A 22,172-nucleotide genomic window follows, 5' to 3' on the forward strand; every position below is an offset into this window, starting at 1 on the left:
TCAAAAAATACAAGTGTAGCCAAGCTGTAAACCCTGATACAATCAGTCATTTTTCATCCTTCAATTCTTGAATCTAAAATTTAAAATATTAAATATAAAATGACATAAACCCAGACACCTAGCGGCATCTGGGTTTCTGGGCAAGCCTGTTTAACAGAGCCAACAAGAATATTCTATTTGCGGATCAAATTGAGCAATTCTTTAGGAGATGCCAACAAGTCGATCGCCACAAAGAAAATTTGACCTTGGGGATCGAGCAAAAACCGCCACGCGATGTTCATACCCACATTCGATCCGAACCAGGGAGTTTCAACTTTACCCGTGACTTTCACTTGTCGGTAGCCATCTTCGGCAGGTTCTGACACGCCTTGCTGGGGCATCATTTTCAGTCCGACGCACTCTTCGCGCATATAGTTGAGGATAGCTTCGCGACCAACGATCGGCTTTTGGAAAGGCGGTTGCAGGGCACCTTCTTCAGCAAATAAACCGACGGCTGGGGTGAAGTCGAAGGCGTTCATGTAGTCGATGTAGCTGAGCACAGTTTGCTCGCTAATACCCTCAATTGTGGTTTTTACCCGCTCTTCTGGAGCGGTGGGAGTGCTGCGGGGGGCAGAGCGTTTGGCGTACTCTTGGTTAAAAGCAGGGTCATAGCCCATGTTAACTACTGTGTTGCGAAGTACGGTAATTTGTTGACCCGGATCGAGTTTTTTGATGGTTTCGAGAACTTGGGTGGCTTCGGGAGACATTTGATAGCCAGCGGGGATCGGAGCGACAAGGCCCTGTTTCATCAACTGTCCCAACTCGTACCAGAAACCGAGTTTGGTATTGACGCGCAAAGAAGTGTAAATCCGGCCAATTGTTGTGTCGGCGTTGCTGGCTAGGTCAAACATGGTTTTGCTTTGAGCAGCCGGCGACATTTGCTTGATTTCGCTCAGAATGCCTTCGACAAGCGCCATGCTTGCTACTCCCGGTGCTGCTGCGGTAATGGAAACGCCCATTTCGGTGTAGGCATACCAGAGCAGTGCGAGTTGGTCTTCAACGCTGAGTTTGTAGAACGCTTCCGTGGTAGCCGGAACAACGCTAGCGATCTCGGTGTTGGAAAAAATAGATTGAGCTGATTGAATACTAACTGCCATATGTATGCTGTGGGATTCGCTGTCGGTTTTACTTGCGTACTTGAATTAGCGAATCGAATTCTCCCTAAATTAAATTATGTAACATTTTTGACATTTTGGAGTTCAAACTTATAAATATAAAGATTGTAAAAGAATTATCAATACTGTCCCAAAATTACTCTTAAAACTACTAGACTTATGGCACAAATTGTGCAGTGGTTTCTTATGATGAAAAAATCAATTAATAGCGATCGCATTAAGCAAAAAGCCCTTGAGTTGGGATTTCACAAAGTGGGGATAGCCTCAACAGACGCGGATTTTGATTTAGAAAAACAAAGATTGCAAGCTTGGCTGGACAAGGGTTATCAGGCGGATATGGCATGGATGGCAAACCCGAAACGGCAGGATATTCGATTAATAATGCCAGAGGTGCAGTCATTAATATGTGTCGCCATCAACTACTACACGCCCCACCAACGCCCCGAAAATCCCCTGTGCGAGGGGGGGGACGATGCAGGGGTCGAATATGCTAAAATCTCTCGCTACGGTTGGGGGCGGGATTACCATAGAATGTTGCACAAAAAACTGAAGGTTTTGGCAAATTGGGTGCGATCGCAAGGCGAGGGAATTGAAGCGCGGTATTATGCTGATACCGGGCCGGTTCAGGATAAAATGTGGGCGCAGCGTGCCGGGATTGGCTGGATTGCCAAAAATGGTAATGTAATTTCGCGCGAATACGGTTCTTGGGTGTTTTTGGGCGAAATCTTGACTAATTTGGAGTTAGCGTCGGATGAGTCTCATACGGAACATTGCGGTACTTGTACTCGCTGCATTGAGGCGTGCCCGACGGGAGCAATTACTGAGCCTTTTGTGGTGAATGCCGATCAATGTATAGCCTATCACACGATCGAGAATCGAGCCGAAAAATTGCCCGACGAAATTGCATCTAATTTACAAGGTTGGGTAGCAGGTTGCGACATTTGTCAGGATGTTTGTCCTTGGAATCAGCGATTTGCTAAACCAACTGATGTGGCAGAGTTTGAGCCTTATCCTGAAAATATAGCACCGACACTTGCAGAATTAGCCGACATTTCCGACGAGGAATGGAACCGCAGATTTACAGCTTCGGCGCTGCGGCGCATTAAACCGGAAATGCTGCGGCGAAATGCCAAAGCCAATCAAATTAACCCTTAAAATTTGAGATGTTCGTCAGGGTGCTTAGGGGCCACATTATAGATAATAAACCTAGGGTATGTACGGAGCGCCAATAGTCAATACATTATGCAGTAAGTCATTCCCCATCTAAAATCTAAAATCTAAAATCTAAAATTGTATGATCCCCGGTTCCTTATTTGCTATTGTCCCATGACCAAAGTAATTATTTTTGATTTTGACGGTACTTTAGCAGATACAATCGATATTCTTCTGAGCATCACCAACCGTTTGTCAGTAGAATTGGGCTTTAAGTCTGCGACCAAGGAGCAAATCGCTCAACTGAGCAATTTAACTTCTTGGCAACTCCTTCAGTATTCTGGCATTTCTATCTTCAAATTCCCGCTGTTGATTAGAATGTTGAAAGCAGAGTTACGCAGCGAAATTCCCAACATTAAATTATTTCCGGGAATTAAAGAAGTTTTACTGGAGTTAAAAAAACTGGGATTTCAACTGGGCATTATCACATCTAATTCTAGAGAAAACGTCTTGGCATCGCTGGAAAAAAACGGTTTGCAAGATACTTTCACATTTATTTACTCTGGTTCAACTTTTGGCAAACATAAAGTTATTAATAGCTGGCTAAAAAGAGAAAATATAAATGCTAAAGAAGTTGTTTATGTGGGAGATGAGATTAGAGATATAGAAGCTGCTCGAAAAACAGGAATTAAGGTAATGGCTGTAGCTTGGGGTTTTAATTCTCAGGAGGCTTTGGCTGCACACAATCCCGATTTTTTGATTAAACGCCCCCAGGAATTGATAGAGATTATGAGTAATTTGCGGGAAGTGTAAACTGAAATTGCCAAAAGTAAGACTCCTCGGTTGAAATCAATTCTACACAAACTCTCGTTCCAGCAGAGAGGAACTAAAGAATAAAAGGGGTATTAAAGTCTGATTTGTTATCAGCTATAGTTTCTATTATCCTCTGTAAAATTAAAATATCTTAATCTCCTTCGCCCCGTTTTAGTGCTGCTAAAACTGCTTGCTGGCTAACTGCTTGGTAGATTTTGCTAAAATGTTGCTTGAGTGCGTCAGATGCGGGCGAGGATTTACTAGCGCTTCCTTTTCCGTCGGTGGCGATGGGAATTGGGCCTAAGATATCTAATACTGTTTCGCTGCTGGGTGGGGGTACAATAACTACTAAAGATGATTCTAGCTGCTGATTGTATTCCCAAAAGCGATCGACCTTTGGTAATTTAGAATTCGCTGTGGGGGCATTTTCGCCGGAGTTGAGTTGGGAATTTTCCTCTCCTTGCGTACCGCGTCTTTGACGAAGTGCTGTCAAAATTTGCTCTTTGGTTCTCCCCCGCAATTGAAAGAGTACGAAGGGGTCTTCGCTGAAGCGATCGCCCAATAAGTAGTATACTGCACTGATGTGTTTGCAAGGGTTTTTGGGGTCAGGACAGCTACAGCGCGATCGAATATCAGATAAACTTAACGGAAATAGCGTTTTGCCCGCTGCTGCAAAGACATCTTCAATATTGTGCGGCATTTCTCCTGCTAAGAGTTTAGCTGAAAAAACTGCTCTTTGCGACATATTTTCAATCACGTAATCCCAATCTTCATCGCTCAATGTGTCGAGTCCTAAAGAAACTTGATAGGGTTTGGGATCGGTTCCTTGAACTACGGCAATTACTTCTTGGTTAGGGAATTTAATGCTGAGAACTTTACCTTCGCGCGCATATTGCCAGCCACGTTCTAAGCGCTTTTTGAAGCGATAGGTGTTGATTAAATCTAACCACTGTTGTGTCCACCATTCTCTGTCAATCATAAGCCGAAGGAAGAAGGAAGAAGGAAGAAGGAAGAAGGAAGAAGGAAGAAGGAAGAAGGAAGAAGGAAGAAGGAAGAAGGAAGAAAGCTTTAGTTATCTATGAGAGTCAGAAATCGAGTCTTTTAGTAAAAAACTGGACTATAACTTTTAATCCTGGTAGAAAACCCGGTTTCTTTGGTCAGAGTGTATAATTACTCTGATTTTTGACAACTAAAGTCCTCACTAGAAATCGAAGAAAATTAAATACATTATTCTTCTTCGCTTTCTATAATAGCATTGCGATCGAGGATTAGTAAATTCCGAAGTTGGTCTGTATCTAGCTCGGTGAGCCAGTTTTCGCCGGCGCTGACTACTTGTTCGGCTAGAGCTTTCTTACTTTCGATCATATCGTGTATTTTCTCCTCTAACGTACCTGTGCAGACAAATTTGTGGACTTGCACGTTGCGAGTTTGACCGATGCGAAATACGCGATCAGTTGCCTGATTTTCTACTGCTGGATTCCACCATCTGTCATAGTGGAAAACGTGGGTTGCTCTGGTTAAGTTCAAACCTGTCCCGCCAGCTTTTAAAGATAAAATCATAATCGGCGGGCCTTGGGGGTCGTGCTGGAAGCGATCGATCATTTCTTCCCGCTGCTGTTGCCGAATTCCTCCGTACAAAAACAAAATTTCTCGCCCTAAATGCTTTTCTAGATGCGGTTTCAGGAGTTTTCCCCATTCCGCAAATTGAGTAAAAATTAAAGCCCGATCGCCCTCAGCGAGCACCTCTTCTAACATTTCCACCAACCGCTGCAATTTCCCCGATTCCTGACTCTTAATCTCAAATTCTTTCGGCTTAGCTTCTGCTTTCACAAGAGCCGGATGGTTGCAAAGCTGCTTGAGTTTTACCAGCAAAGCCAGAATCATTCCCCGCCGCTGAATACCTTCGGCTGATTCTAATTCCGCTATTGACTCTTCGACTATTTTCTGATATAAGACCGCCTGTTGACCCGCCAGCCCACAAAATACAGTCATTTCCTGTTTTTCGGGCAAATCTTGGATGATTTCTTTGTCAGTTTTCAAGCGGCGGAGGATGAAAGGCCGAACGAGCGATCGCAAAGTCTGTAAGGATTCCCTATCTCCGTATTTCTCGATCGGAATTGCAAATCGGCGCTGAAAGAAATTGCGCGGCCCCAAATAGCCAGGATTGAGAAACTCCAAAATAGACCACAATTCTTGCAGTCTATTTTCCACCGGAGTTCCCGTCAGCGCAATTCTAAAAGATGCCTCGATTTGCCGCACCGCTTGCGACTGCTTAGCCTCAGAATTTTTAATATTTTGCGCTTCATCCAAAACCAATCCTTGCCATTTAATGCCTTGAAATTCCTTCGCATCCCGAAATACCAGCGCGTAACTTGTAATGATTAAATCCTTTCCCTTAATTGCCGTCGCAAATGCTTTGCCTTTAGCGCGTTTGTCTCCGTGGTGAACTAACACTTTCAGCGTCGGGCCAAATTTCTTGACTTCCCGCTCCCAATTACCTAATAATGATGTTGGACAAACCAGTAATGTCGGCGCCTCTAGGGCATTTTGTTCTTGTAAGTGCAGGAGGAAAGTAATTAACTCGATCGACTTTCCCAATCCCATATCGTCCGCGAGACAAGCACCCAAACCCCAACGTTCTAAGAATGCTAACCAGCCTGCTCCTAGGGCTTGATAAGGCCGCAATTGTCCTCGGAAACTAGCCGGAGTTGCGATCGCACTTACCGCTTGATTATCGCTCAAAGTATTCAACAATTCCTGAAGTTGACCCGTGGCCTCAAAATTCACCACAGGCAATTTCTCGATCATCTGAGTATCGCCCGACGCCAAACGCAAAGCATCCTCCAAAGAAAGAGTCATTTGCTCTTTGCGGCTGGCAAAAAAAGTTTGAGCCGCTTTCACATCAGGCGCGCGCAACTCCACCCACTCGCCGTTAATTTCCACCAAAGGCGAATTCAACGCGGTCAATCTGTCAAATTCTGCCTTAGAAATGCGCTGTCCGCCGATCGTCAATTCCCATTTAAAATTTAGCAGACTTTGCAATCCCAGCCCACCTTTCGCCGGAGTCACTTTCGGAGTTTCCGCTTGAATGCTCAAACCCAAACGACTCGCCCAACCATCCGTCTTTGTCAAACTCGGCGGCAAAACTACGCCCAACCCGCTATCAGCAAACCGCCAAGCTACAGACTTAATAAACTCGTATGCTTGCAGCGGATTTAATTGGCAAGATTGAGGCCGCTGTGCTTGCAAACTCGGTTCAATTAACGGATAAAGTTTCGAGGCTAAACCCAAGCCGCTGAGCAAAGTTTCTTGAGGCAATTCTATTGTCCTCCCCGCATAAGCCAAACGCTCGACAGAGTTGTTCCAAACAGTTGTCGCGTCAACCAAAAATTCGGTTTCATCTGCTGCTTGCAAGCAATAATTTAAATTCCAGTTGGCTTTACCGGGCGCTGGTGGTATGAGTTGAAAGCAAGTGCGAAATTGACTTTGTTGAGATAATTGGTTTTGCAGCGGTGCAGTCCAAGCACTAAGCTTGGTTGCCAAGTTTTCCAATGCTGCTGTTTCTACTTGCACAATCCCAGATTCCTGCTGCAAAGCTTGCAGCCAGTCGCGCACAGGAGAAACTGCTTTGATGTCTAAAGTAGAGCTACCAGCCGTTAGCGCAGCCCTCGAAGAGGATCGCACTTGACTATCTACAATACTACTCAAAAAGCCTAACACCAATTCCTCCGCCCCCATCGGCAAATCCACCGCTAAAGGCAATTGACTGGATTCTTCTTCCTTTTCCCCTCTTCCTTCTTCTTTTTCCCCTCTTCCTTCTTCCTTCTTCCCTCTTCCTTCTTCCTTCTTCCCTCTTCCTTCTTCCTTCTTCTGATATGTTCTGCAAGCCGTCGGCATTTGCTTGACAAAAGTGGCGAGGCGGAGTGTATCTGTAGAACTATCTAACAGCGGTTGCCATTTGGCAATAGCAGAACCGTCGGACTGTTTCTCCAATCCAGGCAAAAATTTGCATCTTGCCAACAAATCCAAACTCCACCTAGCAACATGAGACCAAAAACGCAAATCTGAGCCAACAAAAGAGTCGGGTTCCGTGCTGTTAAGCGGTAATGATTGCAAGAAAACAAAAGCTGCTTGAGGGTTGAGACAAAAACCCTCGACTTGCCAGGGATAAAGGTAAATATCCTCGGTTTTTGCCGGTTCCTCAAGTGCTGCTGCTGAGTGCTGCGGCATCAGAGTTGCGTTCGATTCTGAGATTTGGGTGGGAAGTGCGATCGCCCGAATTTCCCTTTTAATTGAGGAGTTGGGTGGGCTAATTTCTGCTGCGTTTTGAGTTTTGGGCGATCGCCGAGTTTTTTTGCTTTTTTCCGGTGGAGTTTCGGCGGTTTCCGGTAATTGCCAATCCAGTTTTCCCGACTGCCGCAAGGAATTTAGGAAAGTCTTAAATTCCGATTCGGTCATTGCTAAGGGATGCGGTAGATTTATCCCCGATTCTATGGTGTCAATTGTCCCGATTTTTCGCCACGTTTCTCCCCAAATAAATAAGCCAGTTTTTTCATTCTCTAGTACCCAACTGCCGTGTAAAATTGCCATTTTTTAAATCCTGATATTTTTATTTAAGTGGGATGTTGACTACTACATTTATATGGATTTATGAAAATTTTATTTAAAACAAACCGAGGATATTTTAAGCCTGATAGGAATTAGGTAGAACCTGTATATTTACGTACTTATGGCACACCTTACGGCTTATTCCCTAACTTAAATAACTAAATCCCTGTTCCTTCTTCCTTCAACGTCCCAATTCCCAAACGAAAATTCATAGTACCATCTATTTCAGGCGTTTAGCGGACGATCGACCGGAGAATCGAGCCCAGACTGCAAAAAATAATTATCGAGTATAAATGCTTACAATTGAGGCGGGGACAGTCGATCGCGAGGCGATTATCCCTGTCTTTTGGCGTCGGACTCTCAAACATCCTGTGGTAATGTTACGATCCCGACAGAGAAAGAATGTGGTAGATAAGGAAGCAGTGCTACATGGTAGAGATAGACAAGTCAATATCCTTCGATGGACGGGATATTAGACTGAAGATTGGTTTACTAGCGCCTCAAGCAGGCGGTGCAGTTTTGATTCAGTCGGGTGACACGGCCGTTTTGGTGACAGCGACTCGATCGCAGGGGAGAGAAGGAATTGATTTCCTGCCCCTGTTGGTGGATTACGAAGAGAGACTCTACGCTGGCGGTAAAATTCCCGGTGGATTTTTGCGAAGGGAAGGGCGTCCCCCAGAAAAAGTGACTTTGACTGGCCGTTTGATCGATCGACCGCTGCGTCCGCTATTTCCAAGCTGGCTGCGAGATGACATCCAAGTTGTAGCAACAACGGTTTCGATGGACGAACAAGTACCACCGGACGTTTTGGCGGTGACGGGGGCTTCGGTGGCGATACTGCTGGCGAAAATGCCGTTTTACGGGCCGATGGCGGCGGTGCGAGTCGGTTTGGTAGGGGACGATTTCATCATCAACCCAACCTACAGCGAAATCAGAGAAGGCGAGTTGGATCTCGTGGTAGCTGGTTCTCCTGACGGAGTAATCATGGTAGAAGCCGGCGCCAACCAGTTGCCCGAACAGGATATCATCGAGGCGATCGACTTCGGCTATGAAGCAGCCTGTGACTTGATTCAAGCCCAGCGCGAAATTATGGCCGAATTGGGCATCGATTTGGTGGTAGAGGAACGGCCATCGCAAGATTCGGCCCTGGAAACCTTCATTCGCGATCGCGCCCAAGAACCCATCCGCATCATTTTGTCAAGATTTGAAAAAGACAAAACAATACGGAATGCAGCATTGGACGAAGTTAAGGCAAATGCAGTCGAAGCTGCGATCGCCGAACTCCCGGAAGAGGACCCGGTAAAAGTAGCGGCCACCGCCAACAGCAAGGCGATCGGCAACGTTTTCAAAGACGTTACCAAAAAAATGATGCGGAAGCAGATCCTCGAAGATGGCATCCGCGTAGACGGTCGCAAGCTAGACGAGGTGCGACCCGTTTCTTGTCGCGTAGGCGTGCTGCCGTCGCGAGTACACGGCTGTGCGTTGTTTAATCGAGGCTTGACTCAAGTCTTGTCTGCTGCTACCCTGGGAACCCCAGGCGACGCCCAAGACTTAGGAGACGACTTGCACCCGCAGCAAGACAAACGCTACCTGCATCACTACAATTTCCCGCCGTTTTCCGTGGGAGAAACCAAGCCGATGCGATCGCCCGGCCGCCGAGAAATCGGTCACGGAGCCCTCGCAGAACGCGCTTTACTGCCCGTGTTGCCATCCAAAGAAGATTTCCCCTACGTGATTCGCGTAGTTTCCGAAATCCTTTCTTCCGACGGTTCCACCTCAATGGGTTCAGTTTGCGCCTCAACGCTAGCATTAATGGATGCAGGCGTTCCCCTTTCCCAACCCGTCAGCGGCGCGGCAATGGGCTTAATTAAAGAAGGCGATGAAGTCCGAATTTTGACTGACATTCAGGCAATTGAAGACTTTTTAGGCGACATGGACTTTAAAGTAGCCGGTACCGACACCGGGATTACTGCTTTGCAGATGGACATGAAAATCAAAGGTTTGCCCTTAGATGTGATTGCCACCGCCATCCGCCAAGCAAAACCAGCCAGACTGCACATTTTAGAAAGAATGCTGGCAACCATCGACACTCCCCGCAAGGAAATGTCGCCGTTTGCACCGCGTTTGCTAACCCTGAAAATCGATCCAGAATTTATCGGTTTGGTAATTGGGCCTGGTGGCAAAACGATCAAAGCCATCACCGAAGAAACCGGTGTCAAAATAGACATCGAAGACGACGGAACCGTGACAATTGCTGGCAACGACAGCGAAAAAGCTCAACGGGCTTACAACATTGTCCAAGGCATGACACGCAAGTTGAATGCAGGAGACGTGTATGTTGGCCGCGTAACTCGAATTATTCCGATCGGCGCTTTTGTGGAAATTTTGCCCGGAAAAGAAGGAATGATTCACATTTCGCAGTTAGCGGACTACCGCGTTGGCAAAGTGGAAGACGAGTTAGCTGTGAACGACGAAGTGATTGTCAAAGTGCGAGAAATTGACAATAAAGGTCGAATTAATTTGACCCGCTTGAATATTCATCCCGACGAAGCGGTAGCCGCCCGCGAAGCGCTGAATAAATAGTTGAGAGTTGGTAATTGGTAATTGCTTTTAGAGTAATTGCTAATTGCTAATTGCTAACTCGTGATTAGTGATTTTTAATTGCTAATTGAGATGAAATCTGATTGTTTCAGATTGATTTGGGAGTAGGTGCGCGACAGCGACAGATCGACAAAAGTGCGATCGGCTGTAGAAGTTAATACAGTCGCGCACTTTACCCTCGGCGGTTGCTATACACAAACTTTCCTCCACGCAACGCGAGACTTAATAAAATATAAACTATGCGCGTAGTAAGAGTAGGTTGGGTTGAGGAACGAAACCCAACACTCATTAATTGGATCTTGGCTTGGGTTGAGGAACGAAACCCAACACTCATTAATTGGATCTTGGGTTTCGCTATCGCTTAACCCAACCTACTATAAATGATACTCAGAAACCAACGTAAACTACATAATACCTTTACAGGGCGTAAGTTCTATAATATAAAGTATGCTTAGAAGGAGGCATAAATCAATGCCAAAACGGTTGATAATTTTCAAAACAGAATCGCTTTCTTCCCCTGGATGGGAGGAGAGATTGCTTTCCCATACAGGTGCTCTCACGAGTATCCTAGCAGAACACTACGACTACTCCGATAAACCTCTTCCTAAAACGGGCGATCGCCTGCGAAACTTTAGCCAATTTAAGGAGAGTGCAGATCCTAAATCCCTTGCTGCGAGCACTCACGTTCGCTGGGGAGATTGGGAGGTTTCGCGCGTAGAGGAGTACAGGCCTGAAATTCCGAATGCTGAATACGACTGTTTAGCGGTGTGCTACTGTTGCTACTCCCCCATCGATCCCGAATGGAAAGAATTGCCGAAAATTCAAGTTTCCCAACTGCAAAAACATTAAAAAAACAGAATTCCAGATGCCCGACTTCTTGAAAAAGTCTGGCATCTAAAAGAAGATGAAATTAAATCACAGCAATACAGTCAATTTCAACTAACACATCTTTCGGCAAACGCGAAACCTCTACACAAGCGCGTGCCGGTGCAGTTTCCGCATCAAAATATTTCGCATAAACCGCATTCACAGCGGCGAAATCATTCATATCTTTGAGGAAAACCGTAGTTTTTACGACATCCAACCAAGTAGCGCCGGCTTCTGTGAGAATGGCTTCGAGATTTGCCATAACTTGTTCGGTTTGTTTTGCCACATCGTCGGTGTAGACAATATCGTTTAGTCTAATGTCGATCGCAATTTGACCTGCTACAAACAGCATAGTGCCCGTAGCGGCGATCGCTTGATTGTAAGGGCCGACGGGTGCCGGTGCTTTGTCAGTACGAATAATTTTGCGCGTCATAGATGTTACCTTTTGGGATGATTTTTCCGAAGTTTCTGGCTGGTAGAGTTCTGCGTTAGAGGTTTCTGGCTCGTAGATTTCTCCATCGGGCATTATAGCACCAGTTAAGTCTGCATTTTCGATATTCCAGCCATAGGTTATTGCGTCAGTTAAGTCGGCCCTTTTCAAGTTGGTTCTACTTAAATCTGCTCTACTTAAATTTGCTCCTCGCAGATTAGCTCTTTCTAGATCCGAGCCTTGCAAGCAAGCTTTTTTAAGGTTAGCTTTTGCCAAGTTTGCCACACTTAAATCTACATTTATCAACTTCATTCCTGACAAATTCTTTTCGGGCAATTTGACTGCCCTAAGTTTAGAACCGTTGATATTTTTTGCCTCTAAGAGTTTTACACCACTTAAAATTGCAGAAGTTAAATCTGCTTGAATTATGTTGGCTTCAGTCAGATTAGCGTTAGTCAAGTCCGCTCTATTTAAGTCTGCGTGAAACAAGGAGGCTCTACTTAAGTTAGTAGCGGTTAGATTTGCACCACTCAGATTTGCCTTGTCAAGATTAGCATTAGTCAAGTTGGAACTACTCAGATTTGCTTTACTCAAATTTGCACCGTTGAGTTCTGCTAAACTTAGATTAGCTGAATCACAACGTATTCCACTCATGTTTGCACTTGTCAAGGATGCCCGACTCAAATTAACAGCGTAAAAAATCGCATTTGTTAGGTTTGTGCCACTCAAATCAGCCCCAGTCAAATCAGCACTTTGTAGGTCTATCCCACTCAGGTCAGCACCTTTAAGGTCTACCCCACTTAACTTTGCATTCGGAAATTTACGTTCGCCTTTAGCGTATCTTTCTAAAAGTTCTTTAGCATCCATAAATAACCTCGATCGCCCTTCCGCTACACCCCACTTTCCCAGCCTACCACCAAAACCCAACGCGCGATCTAAATCTGCGTTAATCAGCGTCAATCCATCTTCATCTGCGGTTAACAAATTCCCTTTTTGCAACCGCCGATATAGGCAGATAAACACAGATAAACGCAGATAAATTAGAGATTATCTGCGTCAATCAGCGTTAATCCATTTTCATCTGCGGCTAAGAAATTCGCATTTTTCAACCGCAGATAAACGCAGATTTACACATTACACACCAACCGGAGCACCAACAACCTCACCTTTCAACATCCGAGAAGCAGCATCAAGTAATTGCTCCTCCAAATAAGGCTTAGTGAAATAGCCCTTCGCGCCCAAACTGTAAGCCATTTGGCGGTGTCTGTCAGCACCGCGAGAAGTTAGCATCGCGATCGGCAATTCACACAAAACGGCATCCTTCTGCATCCGAGAAAGTAGTTCCAAACCGTCCATTCTCGGCATTTCAATATCGCAGAAAACGATATCGCAAGGCAGACCAGATTTCATCTTTTCCCAAGCTTCCTTACCGTCGCGAGCTTCTTCCACACGATAGCCAGACTTCTCGAAAGTAATCGACAATAGCGATCGCACGGTAATCGAGTCATCCACAATCAGCACAGTCGGCTCAGTCTTCTCGATTTCCGCCTCCGCAGCAGCCCGATCTCCCTCATCCCAAAGCGTACCGCCAGTGTCCTTCCGCAGCCTTCCCGTAGCCAAATCGATCAGCTCCAGAACGTCCGCAATCGCCACGATCCGACCGTCTCCGAGCACGGTAGCCCCAGCAATCCCGATCGGCTTCGGCACCGGCCCTTCCAACGGCTTGATCACAATTTCCTGTTCTGTCGAAACCTGATCCACCTGCACCGCCAAGAAATTGCCAGCAGAGCGCAGCACGATCACCGAAATCATGTCATCGTCAGTATTGAACCCGTAAACACTGCCCCGACCCAAATGGCGGCTGTAAGCCAGCAGATCCCGCAGCGGCCGGAACGGCAAGCTTTGACCCCGCCACTCAATGCAAGGCAAACCATCCGCCCCCGTCGTCACCTGATCGCGAGGCACATCGATCATATCCTCGACCCCATCCATCGGGAAAGCAATGCGAGCTCGATCGCTAATGCAAGTCAGAGCCTTAGAAATACTCAACACCAGAGGTAAACGGATCGTAAACACAGTCCCTTTGCCGATGGTTGAATCGATCGACACAGTGCCCCGAATTTCCTGCAACGAAGTCTGCACCACATTCATACCGACCCCCCGGCCGGCGTACTCCGTCGCCTGTTCCTGAGTGCTGAAACCCGGCATAAACAGCAAATCGTAAACTTCCGAGCGAGACATCCTCTGAGCCTGAGCCGCCGTCAGCATACCCTGCTTAATCGCCTTCGCCTTCACCCGTTGCGGGTCAATTCCCGCCCCGTCATCAGAAACCGAAACCACGGTTTGGTTCCCTTGGTGGAAAGCGCGAATCGTAATCCTGCCGACTGCAGGCTTCCCAGCAGCCAGACGCACCTCCGGCGCTTCGATCCCGTGAGTAATCGCATTGTTCACCAAATGAGTCATCGGGTCATATAGTTGATCCACAATCATCTTGTCGATCAAAATATCCTTACCCTCAACCTGCAATTGAGCCTGCTTGCCGCACTTAATCGCGATTTCCCGCACCGCCCGGAACAGCCTGTCCGTCGTCTCCGCAAACGGCTTCATCCGGGCGCGAGTTAAACCTTCTTGCAGTTGAGTCGTGACTTGCCGCAGTTGGCGAGTCACCTGATCAGCCTCATCCACCAAAAACTCAATGTCCGCCGCCGACTCCCGTACCCGCACGATCAGCTCAATAATCTCCTGAGCCAAACTGTGGAAAGGAGTAAACCTGTCCATTTCCTCCGGTCTCCAGGCACTTTCCCTGGTGTGCGCCGAATCCTCAGAGCGCCAGGCCGATCGGTGTCCCTGCCGGTTTGCCAGCAAAGCAATCTCCAAAAGACTCCGCTCGTAGAAATCCTGAGTCCGCTGGCTCACATCGCTCAGCAGCGTTACCTGGTGCAGCAAATTGTCCAAAAACTGCCGCATCCGTTCTTGGTCTTGCTCCAAACTGTTGCGGTTCACAACCAGTTCCCCCATCAAATTGCTGAGGTTGTCCAGTTGCTTGACGGGCACCCGCATCGTCTGGTCGCCGAACCCGCCCGCGCGAGCATTCCGCCTGGGTCTGTTGATCGCCGACGGCCCCATATTGCCTTCCCCTTGGCGGCCGCTCTCCTTGGGATCTTCCAGCAGTTTTTCCAAATCGCCAAATTCGTCGTCGCTCTCCTCGGCAGCAGCGCGCGAAGCTTTACTAGCAGTTGTCGCCGGTGCAGAAATTTCCGGCATAGTTGCGCTCTCGCTGAGGAGTTCTTCGAGATCCGAGAAAACTTCTGTATTTACCGGACTCTGATTTGTGTTCCCAGAAGCTGCTATGACAGCTCCCGCACCCCCGGCAATTAACAGTGCTTCTAAATCGTCAAAATTGCCTTCGGCATCCTCATCGCCTGATTCGCCCTCGCCAAAAAAGTCTGCCAGCGACCCCTCTTCCAACTCCGAGGAATCGGCCTGGGCCGACTCGTCCTCAGCGTCCCAAAAGCCCGTTGTCAGTTCCGAAGTCACCAGAACCTCAGCATCGATCGAATCCAACAAATCATCAAAACCCTCCAACTCTTCGTTGTTGAGAGTAGCCCCGGTTTCCATCGCCGAGAGCAAGTCAGCATCCCCATCAAACATACCATCGAGAGATTCTGCAGGCAGTGCCTCTAAATCCACACTCGAAAAATCCGTTTCCAGGGCATCAAACAAATCATCTTCGCCCTCAAACTCCCCGGCGGCATCTGTTTCGGCTCGATCAAACAAATCCGCACTCACCCCGCCTGCCAAACCATCGGCAGGTTGGGCAGACAACTCCTTCACATCCGCAGCGCCGTCATCTGGCGCCGATCCAGCATCCCCCTGCTGCACCATGCCTTCCCCAAACATATCCTCCAAGAAATCGAAAGCTGCGCCCTCATCAGATTCGACATTTGAAATTTCCGACTCAGGACTCTTGTCGGACAAAGCCCCAAGTTCAACCGCTGCCGAATTTGTCAAGCCTTGGTCGGAAACATTCGCACCATTGTTCTCGAACAAACTCCCCAAGTCGCCCTCATCAACTCCCACATCCGCACTCAGCAATTCTGAATCCCCATCATTCTGCCAACCCCCACGGGCTTGCCCCGAAGCTTCTCCGTCATACTCGGTACCCGTAGGTACAGAACCGAACAGCTCAGCCAAATCTGCCGCTTCTCGGGAAGTAGCAGCTCCTTGCCGATCCCGCACAGTCTGTTCATCCTCAGAAATCGCGTCCGAGGTCATATCCCCAAACAGCGCATCTAAATCCGTATCGTCTACTTCCAGGTTGAGCGATTGCACAGACTCGTCTTCCATGCCGAAAGCATCTTCTAGCCAGTTTTCATTCGCAGAGATATCTAAATCAGAATTTGATGTCATGTTAAGAACGTTGCCCATTTCCTCATTTTGTGCGGTGCCTGCAGCTTGAGCTCGATCGCCCCCGTTCTCCCCACCTTCGTCTTCTGAAGATAGGAAATTAGAAGTAATCCCCAACAACTCGCTCAAATCCGAATCCTCGCCAAGCTCAGAGAACAACTCGAAATCATCGATTTCAGGCAGACCAACCGCTTCGGCCTCCGCTGAATCATTGCCCCCCCCTGCTGCAGGCTTCTTCGATTCTCCGTCTAAAGCCTCAGACTTCAGGGAATACTCCGAAGAGACTGCCAGCCCACCTGTTGCCTCAGATAAGCCTAAATCGCCGAACAAGTTCTCGAAATCAGCATTGTCCGTACCACTTGCAGAAGTTTGGGCAGCCACTTCGTCCAAAAGCGTACCGAGAGCATCTTCGTCAGCTTGTCCCCTGGCTGGGGCCACCGTCTCGTCTCGCCGCTCCAAACCGCGCTTACCGTTACCCGTTTTAACCTGTTTGCGAGTTAACCGCTGGCTCGAACCCGCATTTTTCTGACCGACAGCTACTGCCGAGCCCTCTGCCTCCTCTCCAAACAGCAAATCCTCCCCAAACAAACTCGTCAGGTCATCAATCGGAGGCTTCGTGTTCGTTTCGGAACTTTCCGCATCGTATTCGTCAAACAACAAATCAGTAAAATCGCCGGAATTGTCATCGTCGGACCCCAGCATTCCCGCCGATATCCCAGAAGACTGTGCATAGTCGAGGTCTTCTTCTTCTTCCCAAGCGCCGTCGAGATCCGGGGACTCGCCGTCAAACAAGTCAGCTAAAGTGTTGAGTTCTGCCGCGCCCACTTCCGGGCCGGTGCGGGTCGAACCTCTAAAAGCACCCGTCTCTATATCCGATTCTGCGAAGGCGGAATCCGCGTCGAACTGGGACGATCGAATGCCAGTGTCATCGTTGCTGTCGCCACTGTCGAGTTGGTCGAACAGCTCGTCTATACTCAGCCCAGAAATAGTCGGCAGCAACTTGTTCAATCCATCCGGGGCATCGCCCGAACCCACCAGATCCCAGGCCTCATCCTCAACAGAAACCACATTTTTCCCGGATTTACTCGGTTGAGCGAAGGCCAGCAAATCTTCAAAATCCGTTTCTGGAACTAAAACAGCCGGCTGTAGCGCCAGAAGTTTTGCGCTTGGTGCGATCGACGATTCTAGACCAGAAATTACCAGTTCTTGCGCTTGTTTGATGTCTTTGATCACCGTTGGCGCTAAGGTACGGTAGGTATTGTCTGGGTTGGCGATCGCCTTGGATACAGCTTTGATCAATTCTATCCAGCAGGGCAGTTCAAATTCTTCCCCCGCCCTGAGCAAGTTCCGACAAATGTTCTTGAGTTGCCGCCTGCTTTCTGGCCCTTCGGGCTGTTTGAACTCTTGCAGGAGTTCCCGCATCCTCGCCGGCACGTCCGAGTCAAATACTAGCTGCAGCGCGCTGTCTTCTGTTGCTCTGGCATCAGGTGCGTAAACTGACCGCGAATCCTGAATACTCCTTGATGAGGCCAACGCCCCGACTCCCATCCCCGCCATCACTGGTTCGGGTACGGCCGGAGCGCTGCTCTCGTATGCATGGTATTCTCCGTGTCCAACGAGTCCCCCCAAGTGCCCATTAAGTTCTTCAAATACTGGTTCTAATTCTCGAACCATCTGTTCTCCCAATTCTTCTGTCAGTCCAAAAGGCCCCGACAGTTGCTCTAACAGCCCTTGCAATGTGTCAAAAATTCGCAGAAACAGGGACTCTAGCTGTTGGTCTACTTTAACGCTGCACTCTTTTAATACTTTAAAACTATCTTCTAGTCGGTGAGCTGTTTGCTGAATGCTGGTCAGCCCCAGCATTGCTGCTCCTCCTTTGACAGAGTGAGCGGCCCTAAATACTTCGTTGACGAGTTCTGGGTCTTCGATCGTGGTTTGCAGATTCAGCAAGCCTTGCTCGATCGTATTGAGGTGGTCTTTTGCCTCCTCAATAAAGTAGCCCATTATCCTCTGTTGTTGCTCCGGTAGCATAGTTTTATTCCTGATTTTAAGCGTTATTGTATTGGGTCTATGTTAGTAGTTCTAGAGAAGCTCTCTGTATATCTCGCCCCTTGCCAAGAGAATAATCTGACTGCGAGATATCGCAAATGTCATGGCTATTTTTGCTTTCGATATGCCCTCACTTAAAAGATAGCGAATCTCGCGCAACTGTTCGGGTTTGAGTTTGCGGTTAGGACATATCTTGCCGGGAACGAAAGGAAAGCGGTTTTTTTCGCTTGGCATCGCGGGAGTTATCGGCGGGGGTTCCTTCCCACAAATGGTCAGGATTGACACAACCGCGATCGTCGCAACTGTGACACGCAAAATAACCAGGTTTAACAGGTCTTCCCAGTGTGTGTTCCAGTACAAGTCTATGAGCGTAGAAACTTTTTGTTTTGCCATTAATTTTATTACCCTTAATGGCGTAACCATCACTTCTTTTAGCCCAGGTACAAATCATGCAGCCGTTCGGCTGTATTTTAGCGCGAATGCCTGGAATTACTTCTATGCCTCGCACTTGTTTTTGAGGTTGAGGAGCCGATGTACTTCCTACATCTTTAATCCGTCCTTTCTTAAACCTATCTTGAGAATTTTCTAGCCTATAACCTTCCCACAAATGGTTAGGATTAATGCAGTTGCGAACATCGCAAGTATGGCAAGCAAAGTATTCGGATCTGATCTGCCGACCTAATGAATGTTCTAATACTAAACGGTGGACAGTAAACGTTTTCCATTCACCGTTAATGCGAAGTCTTTTATTGGCATAGCCACTGCTAGATTTGGTTAGGGTAGAGATAATACAGCCCGTCGGCTGAATCTCACCAAATATGCCAGGAATTACTTCTAGTATGTTGTCGTCCATCTGTGCAACTCCTACTTCCTTTAGGTGTTGAATTGGCAGCCCCGCAACGGTTTCAAGACTGCGAGGTTGCTTTTTGTATGCCATTATTGCCACACTAACGTGCTTGTAAATCAGCCCGCAAAAAAAGCATGAGACAATTGATTATTGTCTTTCTGCTGTTTCTACTCGGAATCTTTCCACCGATGTCAAAAGGTCGCGAGCAACGCCCACCAAGTTTTGCAAAGCACCAGAAACTCGCTGCGCTTCTTGGGAGGTTTCCTGAGCGGTCAGCTCGACTGCTTGCATCACAGAAGCTACGGCGCGAGCTGTTTCGTTTTGCTCTACAGTGTCGGCAGTAATCGATCGCACTAACACGTCAATTCGGTTAGTTACTTGAATGATATCTTCAAGCGATCGCTTCGCCTGTTCTGCCAATCTTGTCCCCTCAATAACCTGCTGCGTCCCTTCTTCCATCGCCGTCATTACCGCGCCGGTTTCGCTTTGAATTTGCATCACGATCTGTTCGATTTCTTTCAAAGACTTAGCCGATCGGTCTGCCAATTGTCGCACCTCGTCTGCCACGATCGCGAAACCCCTGCCCGCTTCCCCAGCTCTCGCCGCCTCAATACTGGCGTTGAGGGCCAACAAATTCGTCCTCGAGGCGATCGTCGCAATTAAAGCCACAATCTTAGAAATTTCTTGAGAAGCTTCCGCCAACCTCTTGACTTTTCTCGTGGTTTCTGCTACAGTTTCGCGAATTTCCAAAATCCCGGCCACCGTCCGCTCCACAGCCTCGCCCCCTTTCAGAGCCGTTGCCGCCGCGCCCCGGGCCACTTCTTCCGCCTCTCTAGCGCTCTCTGCGACCCGCTGAATCGCATCGGTTAGGACTTGCACGGAATTCAGGGTTGCCGCCAGTTCCTCAGCTTGCCGCAGCGCGTCGGAAGACAAATCGCCCGCAAACTTGGCACTATCCGTAGCGCCTTTGCTGACCTCCCGAGCCGCCTGCTTCACCTGATGGACAATTTCGCGCAGATTTTGAATTGTCAAGTTAAACGAGTCAGCAACAGCGCCCAAAACGTCTGCGGTCACTTCCGCAGTCACCGTCAAGTCACCCCGAGCCGCTCCTTCCACGTCGTCTAGCAAGCGAATCACTTGGCGCTGCAAGTCTTCTTTTGCCTGTTCCTGCTCGTCAGACTTGCGCCTGGTATCGCTAATCGTGGTTTGGATGACCTTCGCCATGTGGTTGAATTTAGCAGCCATTTTGCCAAATTCATCTTCCGAGTAAACCGTAGCGCGAGCATCCAAAGTTCCTTGAGATACGGCATCGAACTGAGCTTGCAAATTATCCGACGACTTGCGTACCTGCTTGGCGATCAACTGGCCGATGCCCCAAGAAGTTAAAAAGCTGGTAAAGCCTGCGGCTGCGGTCATTACCCAGCCTGTTTGGCGCAGGTAAACGATCGCCTCCGGTTTGTCTTGCCGCAGAGCTTGATAGGAGGCAATGTTGGTGACGAAAGCCACAGCTACCAAAGAAACCAGTCCTGCCCCGATTGCCGTGTACAACTGTTTTGTAAACAAAGGGGCATTTTCCAAGAAAGCCAGTCCCCCCTGTTCTACTGTTACCGAAGTATCGACCGCTTCTGTTTCGGTGGGAGAAAAACTCGACACAGACGCATCAGCCGGGCCGCTTATGCTAAATATTTCGTCATCCCGAATTGCTGAGCCATCGCTGTTGTCAAAGTCCAGGCTGCTGCCCGTCGTTCCCATCATGCCGCTGGTCGAGTTGCCGAAATTGGTGTTACCTCTAGTCAAGATCGAACTGGTGGCATCTTCTGAGATATCAAAGTCCGGCAAATTGCCCAAATCGTCAAACTCGTCAAATTCGTCTAAAAAATCGCTGTGTTCTTGACCGTTCCCTGCTTTTGACGACCAGCCGCTGTTGTTCTTGTCGGACGCCCCGAAAGCTGTCGCTTGTTCGTTTTCGTCGAAAGAGAAAGAATCGCTAAAAGCGTCGTCTTCAAAAGCATCTAACTCGAAGTTGTCTCTAGAGCTAAATGCCGGGGGTTCCGAGTCGCTGTAACCGTTGCTGTTGGCGGAAGCTCGATCGACTGAATTAAATTGCCCCCGGCTCGACCTTTGACTTTGAGAGTTGGGGACAGCACCTCCCATCAACAGCGTTTCGTCTTCCGCCAGCGAATAGTTTGACGAGTAGTCCGACCCGTTATTCGGCTGTTTGTTTTGAGGTCGAGAAGACCCGAAACCCGACGAGGGCATCGCCTCGGCAAAAGGGTCTTCCTCTTCGGCATCAGGTGCGTTATGACCGTAATTTTGACCACTCTGGGGCGGGGATTGGTAGTCGTAGTCGGAGTTATCGTCGAATTCGTCTGGCAAATCGAGCGCAGCAAAAGGTTCGCCAAAATTGTCCGAGGGCGCGATGGGGGAGTCTAGTTGGTTCGAGTCGAAGGAATTCCCGACTTCTGAAGAGGCAAAACTTTGACCGTTGAGCATCTGAGTCGGAGCTTCTGAAAACGAATCTCCTGAGTAAGGTGCGCTTGAACCAGACACTTTGCTGCTAGACACGTCAGCAGCATCAAACCCTCCATCATCTAAGGCAAAAGGGTCTCCAAAGTCCGAGTCGGCAAATTCGTCTATGTCTAGGGAGCCGGAGTTCTCAGCATAAGCTGCCATTCCGCCGCTGTCGCCACCAAAGGGGTTAGAATGTGAGGCTAAATCTGGGACTGAGCCTGGGCGATCGTCGTCTTCTGGTTCCCACCCCAAGCCACTCATGCCCAAGTCGGCCAAATCCTCGTTTTCCATGTCGTCTGGGGATTGACTTCTATAGGAAAGGGATGGGGAATTTCCTTGGAAAAGTCCCAAATCCGGGTCTTCTAACCCTTCATCAAGAGATAAGTCTGGATAGAATTCTAATTCAGTTTCAGCAGACAAAGCCTCGAAATTTTCCGTTTGTAGTTCTCCAGATAAAAATTGGTCAGTGTAGGTAATTCCGCTGTGAGCGTGTTCCACCAAACTCTGGTCATCACTCAGGCCTAGCACAACCGTGTACTGTTCCCGCGCCACCTCATACTGTTGCAGTCCGTAGCAGTAAATGTGTCCGCACAGCAGGCGAGCGCTGGGGTCTTCGGGAAAATCTTCGACTAATTGATAAACTAGGGCTGCGGCTTCTGAATAATTGCCATCCATGTAGGCCGCTTCTGCCCGTTGGTAGTCCTGCTGAAAGTTGGTACTTGTTGCCATTTGC

General features: G+C 48.2%; 13 protein-coding genes. 5 read left to right on the top strand and 8 right to left on the bottom strand.

The window, feature by feature from the left end:
* Positions 1 to 173: 173 nt before the first annotated feature.
* Positions 174 to 1,136, bottom strand: coding sequence for an orange carotenoid protein N-terminal domain-containing protein (locus QUA07_RS08610; protein ID WP_333084744.1), 963 nt, complete (start codon positions 1,134 to 1,136; stop codon positions 174 to 176).
* A 207-nt stretch (positions 1,137 to 1,343) separates the two neighbouring features.
* On the opposite strand from QUA07_RS08610, the gene queG reads away from it, so the two are divergent.
* Together queG and QUA07_RS08620 are read left to right on the top strand one after the other, a co-directional pair.
* A complete protein-coding gene (queG, locus tag QUA07_RS08615; RefSeq protein ID WP_333324210.1) occupies positions 1,344 to 2,309 on the top strand; it encodes a tRNA epoxyqueuosine(34) reductase QueG in 966 nt (321 codons plus the stop codon).
* A gap of 171 nt (positions 2,310 to 2,480) precedes the next feature.
* Positions 2,481 to 3,119 carry an HAD-IA family hydrolase gene (locus tag QUA07_RS08620; RefSeq protein WP_333324126.1) on the top strand — a complete coding sequence of 213 codons (639 nt, stop codon included), beginning with the start codon at positions 2,481 to 2,483 and terminating at the stop codon, positions 3,117 to 3,119.
* Between the two features lie 151 nt (positions 3,120 to 3,270).
* Here the strand turns inward: QUA07_RS08620 and QUA07_RS08625 are convergent, their stop codons facing one another.
* Together QUA07_RS08625 and QUA07_RS08630 are read right to left on the bottom strand one after the other, a co-directional pair.
* The gene (locus QUA07_RS08625) at positions 3,271 to 4,098 is read right to left on the bottom strand and encodes an SWIM zinc finger family protein (protein ID WP_333324128.1); all 828 of its coding nucleotides are present in this window, start codon (positions 4,096 to 4,098) and stop codon (positions 3,271 to 3,273) included.
* Between the two features lie 248 nt (positions 4,099 to 4,346).
* Positions 4,347 to 7,709: a DEAD/DEAH box helicase gene (locus QUA07_RS08630; RefSeq protein WP_333324130.1), complete on the bottom strand. Its 3,363-nt coding sequence runs from the start codon at positions 7,707 to 7,709 to the stop codon at positions 4,347 to 4,349.
* 311 nt (positions 7,710 to 8,020) lie between these two features.
* On the opposite strand from QUA07_RS08630, the gene QUA07_RS08635 reads away from it, so the two are divergent.
* From QUA07_RS08635 to QUA07_RS08645, 3 genes are all read left to right on the top strand, one after another.
* Positions 8,021 to 8,203 (top strand): hypothetical protein, encoded by a 183-nt coding sequence (locus QUA07_RS08635; protein ID WP_333324132.1) that lies wholly within the window; start codon positions 8,021 to 8,023, stop codon positions 8,201 to 8,203.
* Positions 8,157 to 10,310: a polyribonucleotide nucleotidyltransferase gene (locus tag QUA07_RS08640; RefSeq protein WP_333324134.1), complete on the top strand. Its 2,154-nt coding sequence runs from the start codon at positions 8,157 to 8,159 to the stop codon at positions 10,308 to 10,310. Before QUA07_RS08635 ends, QUA07_RS08640 begins: the two co-directional genes overlap by 47 nt.
* Before the next feature lie 489 nt (positions 10,311 to 10,799).
* On the top strand, positions 10,800 to 11,177 hold the full coding sequence (locus QUA07_RS08645; RefSeq protein ID WP_333324136.1) for a hypothetical protein: 378 nt from the start codon (positions 10,800 to 10,802) through the stop codon (positions 11,175 to 11,177).
* A gap of 61 nt (positions 11,178 to 11,238) precedes the next feature.
* On the opposite strand, the gene QUA07_RS08650 is transcribed toward QUA07_RS08645, so the two are convergent.
* The 5 genes from QUA07_RS08650 to QUA07_RS08665 all read right to left on the bottom strand — a co-directional run bounded on the left by QUA07_RS08650 (position 11,239) and on the right by QUA07_RS08665 (position 22,168).
* The gene (locus QUA07_RS08650) at positions 11,239 to 12,648 is read right to left on the bottom strand and encodes a Rid family detoxifying hydrolase (protein WP_333324138.1); all 1,410 of its coding nucleotides are present in this window, start codon (positions 12,646 to 12,648) and stop codon (positions 11,239 to 11,241) included.
* Positions 12,649 to 12,759: 111 nt separating this feature from the next.
* Positions 12,760 to 18,063, bottom strand: a complete 5,304-nt coding sequence (locus QUA07_RS08655; protein ID WP_333324140.1) for a response regulator — start codon at positions 18,061 to 18,063, stop codon at positions 12,760 to 12,762.
* A gap of 51 nt (positions 18,064 to 18,114) precedes the next feature.
* The gene (locus tag QUA07_RS30015) at positions 18,115 to 18,315 is read right to left on the bottom strand and encodes a helix-turn-helix domain-containing protein (protein WP_445305878.1); all 201 of its coding nucleotides are present in this window, start codon (positions 18,313 to 18,315) and stop codon (positions 18,115 to 18,117) included.
* Entirely contained in the window at positions 18,263 to 19,018 is a 756-nt protein-coding gene (locus QUA07_RS08660) for an HNH endonuclease signature motif containing protein (protein WP_333324142.1), read from the bottom strand. The genes QUA07_RS30015 and QUA07_RS08660 overlap by 53 nt, the downstream gene beginning before the upstream one ends.
* A gap of 57 nt (positions 19,019 to 19,075) precedes the next feature.
* Complete coding sequence (locus QUA07_RS08665) at positions 19,076 to 22,168, bottom strand: methyl-accepting chemotaxis protein (RefSeq protein ID WP_333324144.1); 3,093 nt, start codon at positions 22,166 to 22,168, stop codon at positions 19,076 to 19,078.
* Between the last annotated feature and the right edge of the window lie 4 nt (positions 22,169 to 22,172).

Source organism: Microcoleus sp. T3_A4 (assembly GCF_036700465.1).
GTDB lineage: Bacteria > Cyanobacteriota > Cyanobacteriia > Cyanobacteriales > Microcoleaceae > Microcoleus.